We start from the raw sequence: 16,263 nt of genomic DNA, 5'->3' as shown, positions 1-16,263 counted from the left end.
GCTAGAGGTGCGACAGCACCAGACCCGCCCCGCCGAGCAGCGCCACGTCGTCGACCGCGGCGGTGCCGACCAGCACCCGCGGCTGCTCGGCCCCCGCGAAGGCGACCGCGTCCCGCAGCCGTTCCTCCACCACGGTGCGGAAGCGCTCACCGCCCTCACGGGCCTCACCGTGCAGGATGAACAGACCCGGCGCGAAGAGCTGCTGCACGTTCACCAGCCCCAGGGCGAGGTTGTGCGCGTACTCCTCCACCACCCGCCCGGCGAGCGGGTCCCCGCTGCCGACCAGCTCGGCCAGCGACATTGCCGCCCCGAGCCCCGCGGCCCGCGCCCCGGCCCGCAGCCAGCCGGTCGTGGCCAGGGTCTTCCAGCAGCCCCGGTTCCCGCACGTGCAGCGCTCGCCGCTGGCCGACACGGTCATGTGCGCGCCGCTGCGCCCGCCGGGCGGCGCCATCACCTCACCGTCGTAGAGGACACCCACCCCGAGCACCTCGCCGGTCGAGACCGAGGCGAAGGTGCGCCGCCCCCGGCCCGCGCCGAACCAGCGGTCGCCGAGCACCTGGAGCCGCGCCCGGTGCTCCACCCGGACCCCGACGCCGGTGAGGGCGCCCAGCCGCTCCGTCACGGGAAAGCCGTGCAGCGCGGGCACGTCGTTGACCTCCAGGATCAGGCCCGTGCCGGGGTCCACCAGCCCCGCGGCGGCCACGCCGATCCCCTGGACCTCGTGGGCGGCGAAGACACCGGCCACCCCGGCCAGCGCCCCGTCGATGTCCGCGGGGGTCGCGGTGGCCGCGTCGTACGACACCTCGCTGCGGTCGAGCACCCGGCCGCCCATGGACAGCACGGCCGCCGTGACCCGGCCGGGCACCAGCTCGACGGCTCCCAGCCGGCGCGGTGCCGCGGGAGCGGCCGGTTGCCGCGCGGCCTCGGGGACCAGTCGCAACGGAGAACTTTCGTGGACCATGCGCCGACTCTGCCATGGCCCCGTTTCGGAGAGGTAGCACCGTGAGCCAATCGAGACTGACCGAACTGACCTGGCGGGAGGTGCGCCGGGCCGGCGAGCGGGGCATCGCCCTGCTGCCCATCGGCTCGCAGGAGCAGCACGCCGGCCACCTGCCGATGGGCACCGACACCCTCCTGGTCGAGGAGGTGGTGGACCGGGCACTGGACCTCCTGGACCGCGAGGCCCCCGGGGCATCCGAGGGCACCGGGGCCCCCGTGCCGGAGATCGTGAGGCTGCCCGCGCTGCCCTTCGGGCACAGTCCGCACCACCTGTTCGCGGCGGCCGTCTCGCTCTCCGCGGCGACCCTGGGCGCCGTCCTCGACGACGTCCTCGACTCGCTCGTGACCAGCGGCTACCACCGGATCATGGTCGTCAACGGCCACGGCGGCAACGACGAGATCATGCGGCTCGCGGTGAAGCGGTTCGCGCTGCGCGCCCGGGTCACGGTCGCCGCCTGCTCCTACTGGACCCTCACCGCGGGAGGGGACGACGCCGGGCGGCCGGACGTCACCCCGGGCCACGCCGGCTGGTTCGAGACGTCCCTCATGCTCGCCGCCCACCCCGGCCTGGTGCGCACCCCCGTGCCGGCCCGCACCCCCGTCGAACCGCCCCCACTGTTCGACCGCCCGCCCCACCCCGGCCTGACCGTCGAGCGGCACGGCGAGTGGGAGCGGGTCGACGGATCCACCGACGACGCCTCCGGCGCCGACGCCGACCGGGGCGGGCGGCTCCTGGACGACCGGGCGCGGGGACTGGCCCGCGCGATCCGGGCCTTCGACGCGGCGAGCCGGTGACCCCGATGATGCGAGGAGAAGAAATGAAGATCACCGACGTCGACGTGTGGGTCGTCAACCTCCCACTCGTCAACCCCTTCACCAGTTCCTTCGAGACCAAGACCGGGGAGACCCGTACCGTCGTGCGGGTGCGCACCGACTCGGGCGTCGAGGGCTGGGGCGAGACGATGTGGGGCGCGCCGGTCGCCGCGATCGTGCGCCGGATGGCGCCGGACCTGATCGGAACCAGCCCGTTCGCGCTGGAGGCCTTCCACCGCAAGCAGCACATGGTGCCCTTCTTCTACGGCTACCTCGGCTACGCGGCGATCGCCGCCGTCGACGTCGCCTGCTGGGACGCGATGGGCAAGGCCACCGGCCAGTCCGTCACCGACCTGCTGGGCGGCGCCGTCCGCGACGAGGTCCCGATCACCGCGCTGATCACCCGCGCCGACGCGCCGGGCGCGACCCCGGCCGACCTGCCGAAGGCCATGGCCGAGCACGCGGTGCGGGTCGTCGAGGAGGGCGGTTTCGACGCCGTCAAGCTCAAGGGCACCACGGACTGCGCCGGCGACGTCGCCATCCTGCGCGCGGTCCGCGAGGCGCTGCCCGGCGTGAACCTGCGGGTGGACCCGAACGCCGCCTGGTCGGTCCCCGACTCGGTGCGGGCCGGCATCGCCCTGGAGGAACTCGACCTGGAGTACCTGGAGGACCCCTGCGTCGGCATCGAGGGCATGGCCCAGGTGAAGGCCAAGGTACGCATTCCGCTGTGCACCAACATGTGCGTCGTCCGCTTCGAGGACTTCGCCCCGGCCATGCGCCTGAACGCGGTCGACGTCATCCACGGTGACGTCTACAAGTGGGGCGGCATCGCCGCGACGAAGGCGCTCGCCGCGCACTGCGAGACCTTCGGCCTGGGCATGAACCTGCACAGCGGCGGCGAACTCGGCATCGCCACGGCCGCGCACCTGGCCGTCGTGTCGAGCACACCCGTCCTGTCGCGGGCCATCGACAGCATGTACTACCTGCACGCGGACGACATCATCGAGCCGCTGCACCTGGAGAACGGCCGGCTGCGGGTGCCCTCGGGACCGGGCCTCGGCGTGAGCGTGGACGAGGACAAGCTCCGCCACTACGCGGGCGTCAACGAGCGGGACGGTGACCTGACCGGATGAGCGAGTCGAACGGCAAGCAGGCGGTGCACACGGACGGGGCGCCCCGACCCGCGGGTGCCTACTCCCAGGGCGTGGTGGCGGGCGGGTTCCTGTTCACCGCCGGTTTCGGCCCCCAGGACCCGGTCACGGGCGCCGTACCGAAGGGCGTCGGAGCGCAGACCGCCCAGGTGCTGCGCAACGTCGGCGCGGTCCTGGCCGCGCGGGGCCTGTCCCCGAGGGACGTCGTGAAGGTCACGGCGCACCTGCAGCACCTGAGGCGGGACTTCGCCGCGTACGACGCGGCCTACCGCGAGTTCTTCGAGGAACCCCACCCGGTGCGCACCACGGTCGGGTCCGACCTGATGGACATCCTCGTGGAGATCGACGTGGTGGCCCTGCTGCCGGGCCCGGGCCCGGACCTGCCCGGTTGACCTTCGGTGCCCGCCGGTCCCGCCGGGGCCGGCGGGCACCGCAGTCGTACGCTGATCAGCACCGACCGAGATCGTGTGGGAGTCGAACGTCATGCCCCTGCTGGAGCCCAAGCCGGAAACCCTCCGTCCCGGCACGCCCCGTGTCGCGTCCGCCGACCGGGTGCCCGACGCCGGGGCCACGGGTACCCCCGAGCCGCTGCGTGCCGGCCTGACCGCTCTGCTGGGCCCCGACAAGGTCCTGTGGAAGGTCTCCGACCTGGTGAAGTACGCCTCCGACGCGAGCCCCTACCGGTTCGTGCCGCAGACCGTCGTACTTCCCGAGAGCATCGAGGACGTGGCCGCGGTGCTGGCGTACGCGCGCGACCACGGCCGCCAGGTCGTCTTCCGCGCCGCCGGCACCAGCCTCAACGGCCAGGCCCAGGGCGAGGACATCCTGGTCGACGTGCGACGGCACTTCACCGGCATCGAGGTCCTGGACGACGGCGCGCGGGCCCGCATCCGGCCCGGCACCACGGTCGTGCGGGCCAACGCGACCCTCGCCCGGTACGGCAGGATCCTCGGGCCCGACCCGGCCAGCGCCATCGCCTGCACCGTCGGCGGGGTGGTCGCCAACAACGCCTCCGGCATGACCGCGGGCACCACCCGCAACTCGTACCGCACCCTCGCCTCACTGACCTTCGTGCTGCCCGGCGGCACCGTCGTCGACACGGCCGACCCGCACGCGGACGAGTCCCTGGCGCGGACCGAGCCGGAGCTGTGCGCGGGGCTGCTGGCGCTCAAGGCGGAGATCGAGGCGGATCGGGAGCTCACCGCCCGCATCCGGGCCAAGTACGAGATCAAGAACACCAACGGCTACCGGCTGGACGCCTTCCTGGACGGCGCCACGCCCGTCGAGATCCTGCGTGGTCTCATGGTCGGCTCCGAGGGCACCTTCGGCTTCATCTCCGACGTCGTCTTCGACACCCTGCCGCTGGACCGCAGGGTCTCCAGCGGCCTGCTCTTCTTCCCCTCGCTGACCGCCGCCGCGGCGGCCGTCCCCCTGTTCAACGAGGCCGGGGCCCTCGCCGTCGAGCTGATGGACGGCAACACGCTGCGCGCCTCGGTGAGCGTGCGGGGCGTACCGGCCGACTGGGCCGGTCTGCCGCGGGAGACGGCGGCGCTGCTGGTGGAGTTCCGGGCGCCCGACGAGGCGGGTCAGGCGGCCTTCGAGCGGGCGGCGGCCCGGGTCGTGGAACGCCTCGAACTGGTCGCGCCGGTCGCCTCGGTGACCAACGCGTTCACCCGCGACGCCAAGGTGATCTCCGGCTACTGGAAGGCCCGCAAGGCCTTCGTCACGGCGGTCGGCGGCTCCCGCCCGGCGGGCACCACCCTGATCACGGAGGACTTCGCGGTGCCGCCGTCCCGGCTGGCCGACGCCTGCGAGGACCTGCTCGGCCTCCAGGCGGAGCACGGCTTCGACGCCGCCGTCGCCGGTCACGCCGCCCACGGCAACCTGCACTTCCTGCTCGCCTTCGACGCGTCGAAGCCTTCCGACGTCGACCGGTACGCCGCGTTCATGGACGACTTCTGCCGGATGACCGTGGAGCGGTTCGACGGGTCGCTGAAGGCGGAGCACGCCACCGGACGCAACATCGCGCCCTTCCTGGAGCTGGAATGGGGGCCCCGGGCCACCGAGTTGATGTGGCGGCTCAAGCGGCTGATCGACCCCGAGGGCGTGCTGGCGCCCCGGGTCGTCCTCGACCGGGACCCGAGGGCCCATCTGCGCGGGCTGAAGACCATCCCCGGCATTGAGCCCGTCGCCGACCCCTGCATCGAGTGCGGCTTCTGCGAACCCACCTGCCCCAGCCACGACCTGACGACCACCCCGCGCCAACGCATCGTGCTGCGCCGGGAGATGCTGCGGCAGCCGGACGGCTCGCCGGTGGAGGAACAGCTCCTCGCCTCCTACGGGTACGACGCCGTCGACACCTGCGCGGGCGACTCCACCTGCGCGATCGCCTGCCCGGTCGGCATCGACACCGGCGCCATGATGAAGGACTTCCGCCACCGCAGGCACTCGCCGCGCGAGGAGCGGATCGCCGCACTCACCGCCAAGCGGTTCAAGACCGTCGAGGCGTCGGCCCGCCTCGCGGTCGGCGCGGCCGAGAAGATCGGCGACCGGCTGCTGGCGGCCGCCACCGGCCTGGCCCGCAAGGCCGTACGCCCCGATCTGGTGCCCGAGTGGCTGCCCCAGATCCCGGGCGCCGCCGCCCGCACCGCGCCGCCCACCTCCCGGGCGGGCGCGAGCGCCGTCTACTACCCGGCCTGCGTGAACCGGATCTTCGCCGGGCCGGACGGCGACGGCATCCCCTCGCTCCAGCAGGCCGTGGTCGACGTCTCGGCCCGCGCCGGCCGGCCGGTGTGGATCCCGGACGACGTGGCGGGCACCTGCTGCTCGACGATCTGGCATTCCAAGGGCTACGCGGACGGCAACACCGTGATGGCCAACCGCGTCGTCGAGGCCGCCTGGGCCTGGACCGACGGCGGACGGCTCCCGCTCGTCGTCGACGCCTCCTCCTGCACGCTCGGCATCCAGCACGAGGTCGTCCCGTACCTCACCCACGCCAACCGGGAACTGCACGGGCGCCTGAAGGTGATCGACTCCGTCGTGTGGGCCGCCGAGGAGCTCCTGCCGCGGCTGACGATCCGCCGTACCACCGGTTCGGCCGTGCTGCACCCGACCTGCTCGATGCAGCACCTGGGCGACGTCGACCAGCTCCGCGCGGTCGCCGAGGCGGTCGCCGACGAGGTCGTCGTCCCGGACGACGCCGGGTGCTGCGCCTTCGCCGGGGACCGGGGCATGCTGCACAAGGAGCTGACGGCGTCGGCGACGGCGAAGGAGGCCGCGGAGGTGACCTCGCGCGCCTACGACGCCCACCTGTCCGCCAACCGCATGTGCGAGATCGGCATGGACCGCGCGACCGGCCGTGCGTACCACTCGGTCCTCATCGAGCTGGACCGGGCGACCCGGCCCGACCGCCCGGACCAGCCGGACCGCCCGGACCAGCCGGACCGGCCGACCGGCCCGAGGCGGGCGGCCGGTACCTAGGACGTGCGGCGTGCCTGGTACACCGAGTCGTAGATCGGGAAGACGTGCCGCAGGCCGGTCAGGGCGAAGAGCTGTTTGGTGTTGGCGTCCGTGATGACGAGCTTCAGCTCGCCGTGCACCGACTGGACCCGTTTGAGGGCGCCGACCAGCACGCCAAGGCCCATGGAGTCGATGAACGCCACCGCGCGCAGGTCGACGACGAACCGACGGTGACCGTCCGCGAGCCGCTCGATCATGTACTGCTTGATCACGGGCACGGTGTACACGTCCACCTCTCCGCGGATCTCCACGATGGTCCAGTCCCCGACGGCGCTGTGGTCGATCTCGATGGGAGGTTCCATACGTACTCAACGGCATGCCGTGGGCAGAGGTGGCGCCGCACATTCGTTCTGCATATGCGTGAACGACTGGCCAAAGGATCACCGGGGGTGCTGCCCGCGACATAGGGCTCCGTCGGCTCCCGCCGTGCGGGTTCGGCCATTCGGGCCCATCCTTGAAGCCGGGCCACGAAGCCCACAGACCGACCCACCGGGAGGTCCTGTGATTCTGCTCGCGCTGCTGCTACCAGTCGTGATGATGGCCTTCCTCTTCGCCGCGGACGCGCTCGAGGATCTGATCTTCCCGCCCCCGGCGGCCCCGGCCGAGGACGGCCCGGCCGCGGACATCGCCGAGGCGACGTCCCCCTGACCGGGGTCAGGCCGCCCGGGGACCGCGGTCTCGGGGAGACCGCGGTCCGCTGCGGGTCCCGGGTGGGCCGGGCCCGGGGGTCGTCAGCCGTCGCTCGTGGTCACCTTCACCTCGTCGACCACCAGCTGCTGCGGGAAGGTGGTCGAGCCGTCGGGGTCGCCGGGCCAGTAGCCGCCGACGGCGAGGTTCAGGATGAGGAAGAACGGCTTGTCGAAGACCCACGCCTTGCCGCCCAGGTCGGCCGGTGTACGGGTCTGGTAGACGTTGCCGTCGACCGACCAGGTGATCCGGTCCGGGGCCCAGTCCACGGCGAAGGTGTGGAAGGCGTCGGCGAACGCCTCGCCGTTCGGCAGCGTGTAGGCCGCGCCGATGCCGCCCGAGCCGGAGTATCCGGGGCCGTGGATGGTGCCGTGGACCGTGGACGGCTCGAAGCCGACGTTCTCCATGACGTCGATCTCGCCGGAGTCGGGCCAGCCGACCTCGCCGATGTCCTGGCCCAGCATCCAGAAGGCGGGCCATATGCCCTGCCCGCGCGGGATCTTCATCCGGGCCTCGACGTGGCCGTAGGTCGCGGTGAACTTGCCGGAGGTGTTCAGCCGCGCGGAGGTGTACTCGCACGTGCCGTACCAGCACTGGTAGTTGCCGGGGTTCTCGCGGCGGGCCTCGATGACCAGGTTGCCCCGGCCGTCGAGCTTCGCGTTGTCGGTGCCGGGGGTGTAGTACTGCCGCTCGTGGTTGCTGACGTTGTCGCCGGTCTCGAGCTGCCACTTGGCGGCGTCGACGCCGGATCCGGCGGGTCCGTCGAAGGTGTCGGAGAACGTCACCGCCGCGGCGGTCTCCGGTCCGCGTTCCGCCTGGGCGGGGCTCACCGCGGCGGCCGCGACGAGGGTGGCGGACAGGGTGGCGAGCAGGCAACTGCGGAGCAGTCGTGGGGAGGCCATGTCTCTCCCTTTCGTGGGCCCGCTCCCACGGGGCGGGAGCGGGCGCTGGGGTGGGGGGAAGGTGGTGCGTCGGTTCGGGCGCGGGTGGGGCCGGCCCGGTCAGCCGAAGGACTCCAGCGTGATCGCCGCGTCCTTGGGGTCGCCGTCGTGCACCAGCGACTCGTGGTTGCCGACGTCGTCGAAGGCGAAGGCGTACGCCTGGCCGTCCCGCATCTGCGCGTGCACGAGACGGGCGTAGTGGTTGGTCACGTCGTCCCGGTAGAAGCCGGAGGCGTCGGCGTCGGGCTGCTCGGAGTTGGTGAGCAGCGTGGAGCGGTTGTACGCGGCGCACAGGGTCCGCGAAATGGGGCCGCGCACCTGGTCGTTGGGGGCGTCGAGCTTGTTGTAGCAGCCGAAGACCGAATCGGAGTCCGGCTTCTCGAAGGAGGTCACCACCGCGCCGCTGCCGTCGGTGAAGTCCATCCTGTCGCCGTTCACCCTGCCGAAGAACTTCGTGTCCGGCTGGTCCTTGAACGGCGTCACCGTCAGCGTGTCGGTGGCGTACTTGCTCCAGACACGGTCGATGTAGTCGTCCAGCACGTCGGCGGGCAGGTCGCCGGAGCCGACGCCGTGTCCGGGCGCCAGGACCCGCAGCGGCGAGCCGTCGCCCCGGGTCTGGACCAGCCCTTCCCAGCCGCCGCCCTGCTGGGCGAGCCCGTCGGCGACCGCCTTGTACCCGCCGGGCTTGAGCGAACCGGTCTGCTTCGTGGAACCGTCGCCCGCGGTCAGACCGACGGAGTAGGGGGCCGAGAACATGTCCACCTGGGTGGAGTTGATCCACAGCCCGGAGTCGTTGAGCGTGTACTCGGTCCAGTTGAACAGCGTGTCGTGGTTGGGGTCGTCGGCGTTCTGGACGGCGGGCTGCACGAGGCCGCCGTCGGCGAGCCGGAAGTCGAGCTTCTTGCCGTACGAGAAGTAGACCCGGCCGGAGAACTTCGGAAGCCGAACGGTCTTTGACCCGCCGTTTGCGGGGCCGGCGAACGAGGCGTCGGGCGCCGGGACGGGCGGGGCGCCACCGGCCGGCCAGGCGTGGAAGGCGCCGCTCTCGTCGGCGTACCCCTGCTGCCCCGAGGCGAGTTCGGTGCCGATCACGTAGACGTAGACCTGTTCGGCGCTGCCCGAGTCGTTCTTCAGGGTGAGCGGGATGGTGTCCGGTACCGCCGACGCCGGTTCGGCCGGCCCGACTACGACGGCCACGGCGCCGATCGACGCCGCGACGGCCAGGGACGCCGTCAGCTTGCGTGGGGAAAGCACACGGTCCTCCTTGGTGTGGGGGACTTGCAGCGTTGTAGCCCTTCCCTGTGCATGTCAACTAGTTGAACGAGATCAATCGGAAGAAGGCGCTCCAGGTTCGGAAGGTGAAGCGGGGGGAAGGTGCAACCCGCCGGATGCCGTGCGCGCCGGGGGCGTTGCGGTCTGCTCATTGACATGTCCGCCGTCAATTACGATCCTGGAGCCGCTGCCACCTTCCATCGATGTACACCACGGCCCGTGGAAGCGGAGGGACATGCCGCCCCTGACCGGAAGCCCGCCGAACGGGACCTTCAAGCTCTCCCGCCCAGTTCGCGGCACCGTCGCCGCCCTGGTGTCCGGTGCCCTCGTCGCCCTCCTGCTCCTGGTGACCTCCGCCGGGTCCGCGCAGGCGGACCAGACCGCGCTGCGGGCCGCCGATCCGAGCGTGATCCGGGTCGGTGGCACCTACGTCTCGGTGCAGTCCACCGGGGGCGGCATCGCCGTACGCCAGGCCGCTTCCACGGCCGCGCTGGCGGCGGCGCCCGCCCGCCAGGTCTGGTCGGACGCACGTGGCCGCGGCGAGGTGTGGGCGCCCGAGATCGTCCGGGACGGCGGCCGCTACTACATCTACTTCTCGGCCGGCCGCGGCGCGGCCCACCGGATGTACGTGATCAGCTCCACCGCCGCCGACAGCGGCTACACGGCCGAGAGCCGGCTGGCCCTGCCGGACGACAAGTGGGCCATCGACGGCACCCTGTTCACCTTCGAGGGACAGCGGTGGTTCGTCTGGTCGGGCTGGGCCGGCGACACCGACGTCGAACAGAACCTCTACATCGCGCGGATGACCGGCCCGACCACACCGACCGGGGCGCGGTACGTCATCTCGCAGCCGAGGGAGAGCTGGGAGCGGGTGGTGGGCAACCCGTTCATCAACGAGGGCCCCGAGCCCGTCATGGACCCGAACGGGCAGCTGCACATCGCCTACTCCGCCAACGGCAGCTGGAGCGACCAGTACTGCCTGGCCGACCTGCGGCTGCGGGCCGGCGGCGACCCGACGTACGTGTGGGACTGGTACAAGTCCAACGGCTGCCTCTTCGGGTCCCACCGCGCCACGATGATGGCGGGCTGGGACCCCACCCTGTACGTCGACGGGCCCGGTCACCACAGCTTCGTCCTGCTCGACGGCGACATCGCCACGAGCCCGCCCGCCGGGCCCAGGTTCCCCCTGATGTTCCACGCGGTCGCGAAGGGGACGCCGTACTCGTGGGAGAACCGGCACTGGTACACCGGCACCTTCTGCTGGTGGGGCGGGACCACCTACAGCCGGGCCAACGTCCCGGGCCCCACCAGCGACACCGGCTGGAGTCTCAAGTTCTTCGAATAGGGACCATGCGCGGACCCTGCGCCGGACCGCGGTGCGAACCCGCTCAGGGCGCCAGGGACCAGCGCGGCGCCACTCCGGCGAGCCCGCAGACGAGGAAGTACAGCGGAAGGGGCGCGGTGTAGGGCGAGTCGCCGTCGGGGCCGTGGACCAGCCGCGGGCCGGCCGCCCGGCCGCCGTCCGGCCGCGGCCGGGTCCAGGACGGGTCGCCGACGACGTAGTGGGTGCCGGACGGCCACGCGATCCCGATGTCGGATCCGGAGGGCACGATCCACCACCAGCGCCCCTCGTCGGCGAACACGCAGCCCGCACGGGGAAGACGGGCCAGGATGTGTTCGCCGTGGGACGCCGAGGTGCCCACGGCGTCGTGCCCCAGGTCGGCGCGGAGTCCGGCGGGGAGGCTGAGCGGGGCCGGGCCCGGACGCCGTCGCCGGGGCGGGCGGGCGGCGGCGCCGGACGGGCACGGGCGGTCACGGACGGTGGCTGCGGACGGACGTGGATCACGGGTGTGCTGCAGGTCCATGGGGGGTGGTCCTTTGGCCGCTACGGACGGCAGGAGAACGTTGTCATGCGGGATCGCCTTATGAGTGGGTGTCAGGTCTCCAGCAGGACGGTCCGGGTGCGGGGTCGGGAATCGCAGGGGGCGGTGAAGCCACTGTGTCATCTGTCAACAACCCTGCGCAACCGGCAAGTTGAAATTTGCAGCTGACTGGATGCATGCTCCTGCGGCGGGGCTGAGCCCGTGACAGACTGGCGTGTCCGGGCCCGGGCGCGGGACGGCGAAGGGGAGACGGTGTGACCGCGGAGACCGACTGGGGCGGAGCACCCTCCGTGCTGCGGATGATCCTCGGCAGGCAGCTGGAGGAGCTGCGCACCCGCGCCGGTCTCACCTTCGAGCAGGCCGGTGAGGCGATCGGGGTGAGCCACTCCACGATCCGCCGGCTCGAGGCGGCGAAGGTGGCCCGGCTGCGCCTCCCGGACGTCGAGAAGCTGCTCCAGATCTACGGTGTCCGCGACCAGCAGGAGATCGACACCTTCCTGAAGTCGGCGCGGGAGGCGAACAAGCGCGGCTGGTGGCACACCTACCGCGACGTCATGCCGGACTGGTTCGCGGCATACCTGAGCCTGGAACAGGCCGCCCTGCACATCCGCGCCTACGAGGCCGGGTTCGTGCACGGCCTGCTGCAGACCCCGGCCTACGCGCGGGCCCTGCTGAGCGCCGGCAACCCGCACGCCTCCTCGGTCGACACCGAGCGGCGGGTGGCGCTGCGCATGCGGCGCCAGGAGATCCTCACCCGCTCCTGTCCGCCCCGCCTGTGGGTCGTGATGGACGAAACGGTCCTGCGCTGGCCCGTCGGAGGCACCGAGGTGATGCGGCAGCAGGTGGACCATCTGATCGAGGTGGGCAGGCTGCCCCACGTGACGCTCCAGATCATGCCGTTCGCCGCGGGCCCGCACCCCGCCATGCGGGCCGGCGCGTTCGACCTCTTCCGGTTCCGGGCCCCCGAACTTCCCGACATCGTCTACCTCGGCGGCCTCGTGGGCGCCGTCTACCTGGACAAGGGCGACGACGTGGTGGTCTACCGCGAGGCCCTGGACCGCCTGGGCGCCCAGGCGGTCCCGGCCCGAGGCACCGAGGAACTCCTCGGCGCGCTGCGCAAGGAGCTGTGAGGACTTCCACCCGTACCGCACAACCCCACGGAGAAAGGCGAACGATGTCCGACAGCGGATGGCCGGCCGACCGGATCGACACCGAACACGCGCACTCGGCGCGGATCTACGACTACATCCTGGGAGGGAAGGACTACTACCCCGCCGACCGGGAGGCGGGGGACGCGATGGCCCGGGAATGGCCCGCCCTGCCCGTGCACATGCGCGCCAACCGGGACTGGATGAACCGAGCGGTGCGCTGGCTGGCCGAGGAGGCGGGGATCCGTCAGTTCCTCGACATCGGCACCGGCATCCCCACCTCGCCCAACCTGCACGAGATAGCGCAGTCGGTGGCCCCCGAGGCACGTGTGGTCTACGTGGACAACGACCCCATCGTCCTCACCCTGTCCCAGGGGCTGCTGTCCAGTACGCCCGAGGGCCGGACGACGTACATCGAGGCGGACTTCCAGCATCCCGAGGCCGTTCTCGAATCCGACGAGTTCCGCAAGACACTGGACCTGGGCGAGCCCGTCGCGCTCACCGTGATCGCGATCGTCCACTTCGTCCTGGACGAGGACGACGCGGTCGGCATCGTCCGCCGCCTCCTGGAGCCGCTGCCCGCGGGAAGCTACCTGGCCATGACCATCGGCACCGCCGAGTTCGCCCCCGAGGAGGTGGGCCGGGTCGCGCGCGAGTACGCGGCGCGCGACATGCCGATGCGGCTGCGGACCATCGACGAGGCGCACGAGTTCTTCGAGGGGCTGGAGCTGGTCGCACCGGGCATCGTCCAGGTCCACAAGTGGCATCCGGACGGCACCGGCGAGCAGGGCATCCGGGACGAGGACATCGCGATGTACGGGGCGGTGGCGCGCAAGCCGTGAGGCCCGCAAGCCATGCCGGCCCGTAGGCCGTGACGGTCCGCAAGCCATGCCGGCCCGCCTGCCGCGACGGCCGTGCGGGCCGGGCCGGGCGGCCCGCTCAGATGACGCGGAACAGGTCGGCGGCGGCGTGCACGTCGGTGAAGTCCTCGACGGAACGGAGGTTGTCGCACAGGGCCTCGAGGACCGAGCCGGCCGCCGCGACGCGCGGGGAGCCGACGCCCACGCCGAAGACCCGGAAGCCCAGCCGGCGCTTGGCCTCGTTCCAGCTCCGCATCCACGCCTCGGTGACCCCGCAGTCGTCGTCGGTGAGCATCACGATGTCGCCGCGGGTGCGGGCGGCGTCGTCGAACTCCGCCTCGAGCAGTTCGCCCGCCGCCGACAGGGGCCGCTCGTAACTGGTGCCGCCGCCGAGGAAGGTCTCCGCGAAGTCGAGGGTACGGGCGAGACCGGCGGGCCGGTCGGCCGGGAAACGGAAGACCCGGAGCCGGTCGGCGGCGGAGAACACGATGCCGACGAAGTCCCGTCCCGCGTGGCGGGCCTGGTCCAGCAGGGCCAGCGCGCACGCCTTCGCCCAGGCCTCCCGGGTGATGCCGCCGGGCCCCGCCTCGTACATGGAGTGCGAGGTGTCCACGCAGGCGATGACGGCGCCCCGGCCGGTGGCCTGTTCCCCCTGGCTGTCGTAGAGCATCAGCTCCCCGGCGGCGTAGCGTGCGGCGAACATCGCCCGCAGTTCCGGCAGTCCGAGGTTCGCCAGCTCGGACGGAATGACCCTGGAGAGGTCGTCGCCGAGCGTGACCCCGATCAGCTCCCCGGTGGCGTTCTCCACCTTGCGCGCGCGTTCGCCCTCGGCCATCTGCCGGAAACGGCCGATCAGTTCGGCCCACTCGGCGAGCCGTCCGGTGCGCAGCCGCTCGGCCAGCCGGGCGCGCTCGTCGAACGGCATCCGCTCCAGCTCGCCGGAACCGACACCCCAGGCCCGCATGAGCGCGGTCTCCTCCCGCGCGGCCGCCGCCGACTTCGCCACCGCACCGCGCGCGGCGGCACGGACGCCGGGAACCGCCACGGCGAGCGACCGGGCCGCGTCCGAAGCGGCCCGCCTCCCGGCGGCGTCCGCCTCCCGGACCGCCCGCCGTACGGCGTCGGCCGCCGGGCCCGGCACGGTGCCGTCCTCGCCGGCCTCGTCGGCGGCCTGCCCAAGCGCCTCGGCGACGGCGTCCGCCGCGTCCTCGGCCTCCCGCCGGGCCCGCTCCGCCCGCTCGTCCCGGTCCCGGGCGGGCCGGGAGTCCTCCAGCATCCGGCGCAGCGCGGTGCCCTGGGCGAGTACGGCCATGGCCGCGGCGTACGGGTCGCCGGCCGTCTCCCGGTGCAGCTCGGCGAAGTCCGGTGACTCCAGCAGCGCGGCGACGAGGCGATGGTTGACCAGCCGGGAGGGTTCCAGCTCGGCCGGCTCGCGCAGGCGAGGGGCGGTCTTGTAGGCGGCCAGGAAGACGTCGGTGAGCAGGTCGGCGGTGTGCGCGTGGTGCTCGCCCAGGTCATCCGCGAGCTCGCGCAGCGCGGGCGACTGCTCGTAGGTGTCGCGCCAGGCCATGCGGTCGAAACGGTCCGCGGCCACGGCCCCGGTGTGCCGCGCGGGGGCGGCGGCCGACCGGGCCAGCCACGTTCCGGCGCGGTCCGCCAGCACATCGAGCCGGCTCGCTGTTCCGCCCCCGTGCGGGTCCGGGTCCGCGTCCCCTGCCGTGCCCGTTTCGGTGTCCGTGTCCTCGTCCATGGTGCCGTCCGCCGCGGTGCTCAGAGCTGGGCCCGGACCGTGCTCGCGTCCACCCCGAGGGCCTCGGTGAGCACCCGGGCGCGGACGGCGCGCTGGCGGCCGGTGACCCGGTCGATGGCGGTGGTGGAGCGGCCCGCGCCCACCGCATCCGCACGCAGTCGCTCCAGCCGCTTGCCCGCCATGGCCAGCTGGTTGTGGGCCTTCTTGATGACCCACTCGCTCAGCGCCTCGCGGGACTGCCCGGCCATGGCGTCGAGCTGGGTCTCCAGTTCCTCGATGGTGTCGGCGAGGTCGAGCGCCTCCTTGGCGTCCGGATTGACCAGGTGCAGTACGTCCCGCTCGACCGTCGGACGCTCGGCGGGGGAGTTCCACAGCACGTGGGTCAGCACCGACAGATCGCTCTCCGCGACCGAGGGGCGCCCGTCCAGGTACGCGGACGCCTGGAGCAGGCCCACCGCCTGCCGCCAGCGGCGGTCGGAGGCGATCAGCTCCTTGCGGCGCAGGGCGGCCCGCAGCGTGCACACGGCGTCCACGATCCCGTCGGGCACCTCCACGGCGGGAACGGCCTCGGCCACGGCGTGCCGCAGCTCGGCCAGGTCCACGGTGGTCCGCTTCGGCGCGGCCGGGCGGCTGACGGCGGAGCGGACCAGAGCGGCGAAGTTCGAGGGATCCTCCAGGTACGTGACCTCGATCCGCACCAGGAGCCGGTCGTAGATCGCGGCCGAGTCCTCGCCGTCGGGCAGCTCGTTGCTCGCCGTGATGGCGCCGATGAGGGGGCAGCGGACCGGCTCACCGCCGCTCTCGGGGTGGTAGATCCGCTCGTTGAGGTAGCCCAGCGTCTCGTTCAGCGCCGCCGTGGAGCACTTGAAGATCTCGTCGATGAACGCGACGTGTGCGGTGGTGGCGCGCCCTTCGTAGACCTGGCGGTACTCCCCGCGCGCCAGTGCGGCGACGTCGACGGGCCCGAACATCCTCGTCGGCGCGGTGAACTTGGAGAGCAGGATCTCCCAGTAGGAGGCTCCCACGATCCGGCCCGTGAGTTCCCTGGCCAGCTCGGACTTCGCGGTGCCCGGCGGGCCGAGTATCAGCGAGTGCCGACCGGCCAGCAGCGTCACCAGCAGCGTCCGTACGACGTCGGCCCGTTCGTAGAAGCGGTCCGACAACTCGTCGCCGATCGCCCGGAGCCGCTCGGCCGTGTCCTGGGCGGCCGGTGCCTCCTGCGGGTCCTTCTGGCCCATGG

At 72.5% G+C, this 16,263-nt stretch carries 14 protein-coding genes and 1 pseudogene; 8 read left to right on the top strand and 7 right to left on the bottom strand.

Going from position 1 to position 16,263, the window contains the following annotated elements; genetic code table 11:
• Nucleotide 1: 1 nt before the first annotated feature.
• Nucleotides 2-961, bottom strand: coding sequence for an ROK family protein (locus R2E43_RS01310; protein WP_011031753.1), 960 nt, complete (start codon nucleotides 959-961; stop codon nucleotides 2-4).
• A gap of 41 nt (nucleotides 962-1,002) precedes the next feature.
• Here R2E43_RS01310 and R2E43_RS01305 point away from each other — a divergent pair, with 41 nt between their 5' ends.
• The 4 genes from R2E43_RS01305 to R2E43_RS01290 all read left to right on the top strand — a co-directional run bounded on the left by R2E43_RS01305 (nucleotide 1,003) and on the right by R2E43_RS01290 (nucleotide 6,443).
• Entirely contained in the window at nucleotides 1,003-1,794 is a 792-nt protein-coding gene (locus R2E43_RS01305) for a creatininase family protein (RefSeq protein ID WP_011031754.1), read from the top strand.
• A gap of 23 nt (nucleotides 1,795-1,817) precedes the next feature.
• A complete protein-coding gene (locus tag R2E43_RS01300) occupies nucleotides 1,818-2,945 on the top strand; it encodes a mandelate racemase/muconate lactonizing enzyme family protein (RefSeq protein WP_011031755.1) in 1,128 nt (375 codons plus the stop codon).
• Nucleotides 2,942-3,355, top strand: coding sequence for a RidA family protein (locus R2E43_RS01295; protein ID WP_189284041.1), 414 nt, complete (start codon nucleotides 2,942-2,944; stop codon nucleotides 3,353-3,355). The genes R2E43_RS01300 and R2E43_RS01295 overlap by 4 nt, the downstream gene beginning before the upstream one ends.
• 91 nt (nucleotides 3,356-3,446) lie before the next feature.
• Nucleotides 3,447-6,443: an FAD-binding and (Fe-S)-binding domain-containing protein gene (locus R2E43_RS01290; protein WP_332055816.1), complete on the top strand. Its 2,997-nt coding sequence runs from the start codon at nucleotides 3,447-3,449 to the stop codon at nucleotides 6,441-6,443.
• Here R2E43_RS01290 and R2E43_RS01285 read toward each other — a convergent pair.
• A complete protein-coding gene (locus R2E43_RS01285; protein WP_003971571.1) occupies nucleotides 6,440-6,784 on the bottom strand; it encodes an STAS domain-containing protein in 345 nt (114 codons plus the stop codon). The two genes, R2E43_RS01290 and R2E43_RS01285, sit on opposite strands and share 4 nt — an antisense overlap.
• 199 nt (nucleotides 6,785-6,983) lie before the next feature.
• On the opposite strand from R2E43_RS01285, the gene R2E43_RS01280 reads away from it, so the two are divergent.
• Nucleotides 6,984-7,130: a hypothetical protein gene (locus tag R2E43_RS01280; RefSeq protein WP_093457697.1), complete on the top strand. Its 147-nt coding sequence runs from the start codon at nucleotides 6,984-6,986 to the stop codon at nucleotides 7,128-7,130.
• Nucleotides 7,131-7,219: 89 nt separating this feature from the next.
• Here R2E43_RS01280 and R2E43_RS01275 read toward each other — a convergent pair.
• Nucleotides 7,220-8,071: pseudogene (locus R2E43_RS01275) on the bottom strand (glycoside hydrolase family 16 protein); the annotation flags it as partial.
• A 99-nt stretch (nucleotides 8,072-8,170) separates the two neighbouring features.
• Nucleotides 8,171-9,364: a glycoside hydrolase family 64 protein gene (locus R2E43_RS01270; RefSeq protein WP_332055815.1), complete on the bottom strand. Its 1,194-nt coding sequence runs from the start codon at nucleotides 9,362-9,364 to the stop codon at nucleotides 8,171-8,173.
• A gap of 253 nt (nucleotides 9,365-9,617) precedes the next feature.
• On the opposite strand from R2E43_RS01270, the gene R2E43_RS01265 reads away from it, so the two are divergent.
• Complete coding sequence (locus tag R2E43_RS01265; RefSeq protein ID WP_326646857.1) at nucleotides 9,618-10,727, top strand: glycoside hydrolase family 43 protein; 1,110 nt, start codon at nucleotides 9,618-9,620, stop codon at nucleotides 10,725-10,727.
• Nucleotides 10,728-10,770: 43 nt separating this feature from the next.
• Here the strand turns inward: R2E43_RS01265 and R2E43_RS01260 are convergent, their stop codons facing one another.
• Entirely contained in the window at nucleotides 10,771-11,247 is a 477-nt protein-coding gene (locus R2E43_RS01260; RefSeq protein ID WP_162495308.1) for a hypothetical protein, read from the bottom strand.
• A gap of 272 nt (nucleotides 11,248-11,519) precedes the next feature.
• Here R2E43_RS01260 and R2E43_RS01255 point away from each other — a divergent pair, with 272 nt between their 5' ends.
• Both R2E43_RS01255 and R2E43_RS01250 read left to right on the top strand, forming a co-directional pair.
• Nucleotides 11,520-12,395: a helix-turn-helix domain-containing protein gene (locus R2E43_RS01255; RefSeq protein WP_003971565.1), complete on the top strand. Its 876-nt coding sequence runs from the start codon at nucleotides 11,520-11,522 to the stop codon at nucleotides 12,393-12,395.
• 44 nt (nucleotides 12,396-12,439) lie between these two features.
• A complete protein-coding gene (locus tag R2E43_RS01250; protein WP_003971564.1) occupies nucleotides 12,440-13,255 on the top strand; it encodes an SAM-dependent methyltransferase in 816 nt (271 codons plus the stop codon).
• A gap of 97 nt (nucleotides 13,256-13,352) precedes the next feature.
• Here the strand turns inward: R2E43_RS01250 and R2E43_RS01245 are convergent, their stop codons facing one another.
• On the bottom strand, nucleotides 13,353-15,023 hold the full coding sequence (locus tag R2E43_RS01245) for a vWA domain-containing protein (RefSeq protein ID WP_191850291.1): 1,671 nt from the start codon (nucleotides 15,021-15,023) through the stop codon (nucleotides 13,353-13,355).
• 20 nt (nucleotides 15,024-15,043) lie between these two features.
• The gene (locus tag R2E43_RS01240) at nucleotides 15,044-16,261 is read right to left on the bottom strand and encodes an AAA family ATPase (protein WP_332055814.1); all 1,218 of its coding nucleotides are present in this window, start codon (nucleotides 16,259-16,261) and stop codon (nucleotides 15,044-15,046) included.
• Nucleotides 16,262-16,263 lie beyond the last annotated feature (2 nt).

Source organism: Streptomyces violaceoruber (genome assembly GCF_033406955.1).
GTDB lineage: Bacteria > Actinomycetota > Actinomycetes > Streptomycetales > Streptomycetaceae > Streptomyces > Streptomyces violaceoruber.
The sequence above is the reverse complement of the archived record's forward strand: the minus strand, read 5'-3'. Positions and strand labels throughout refer to the sequence as shown.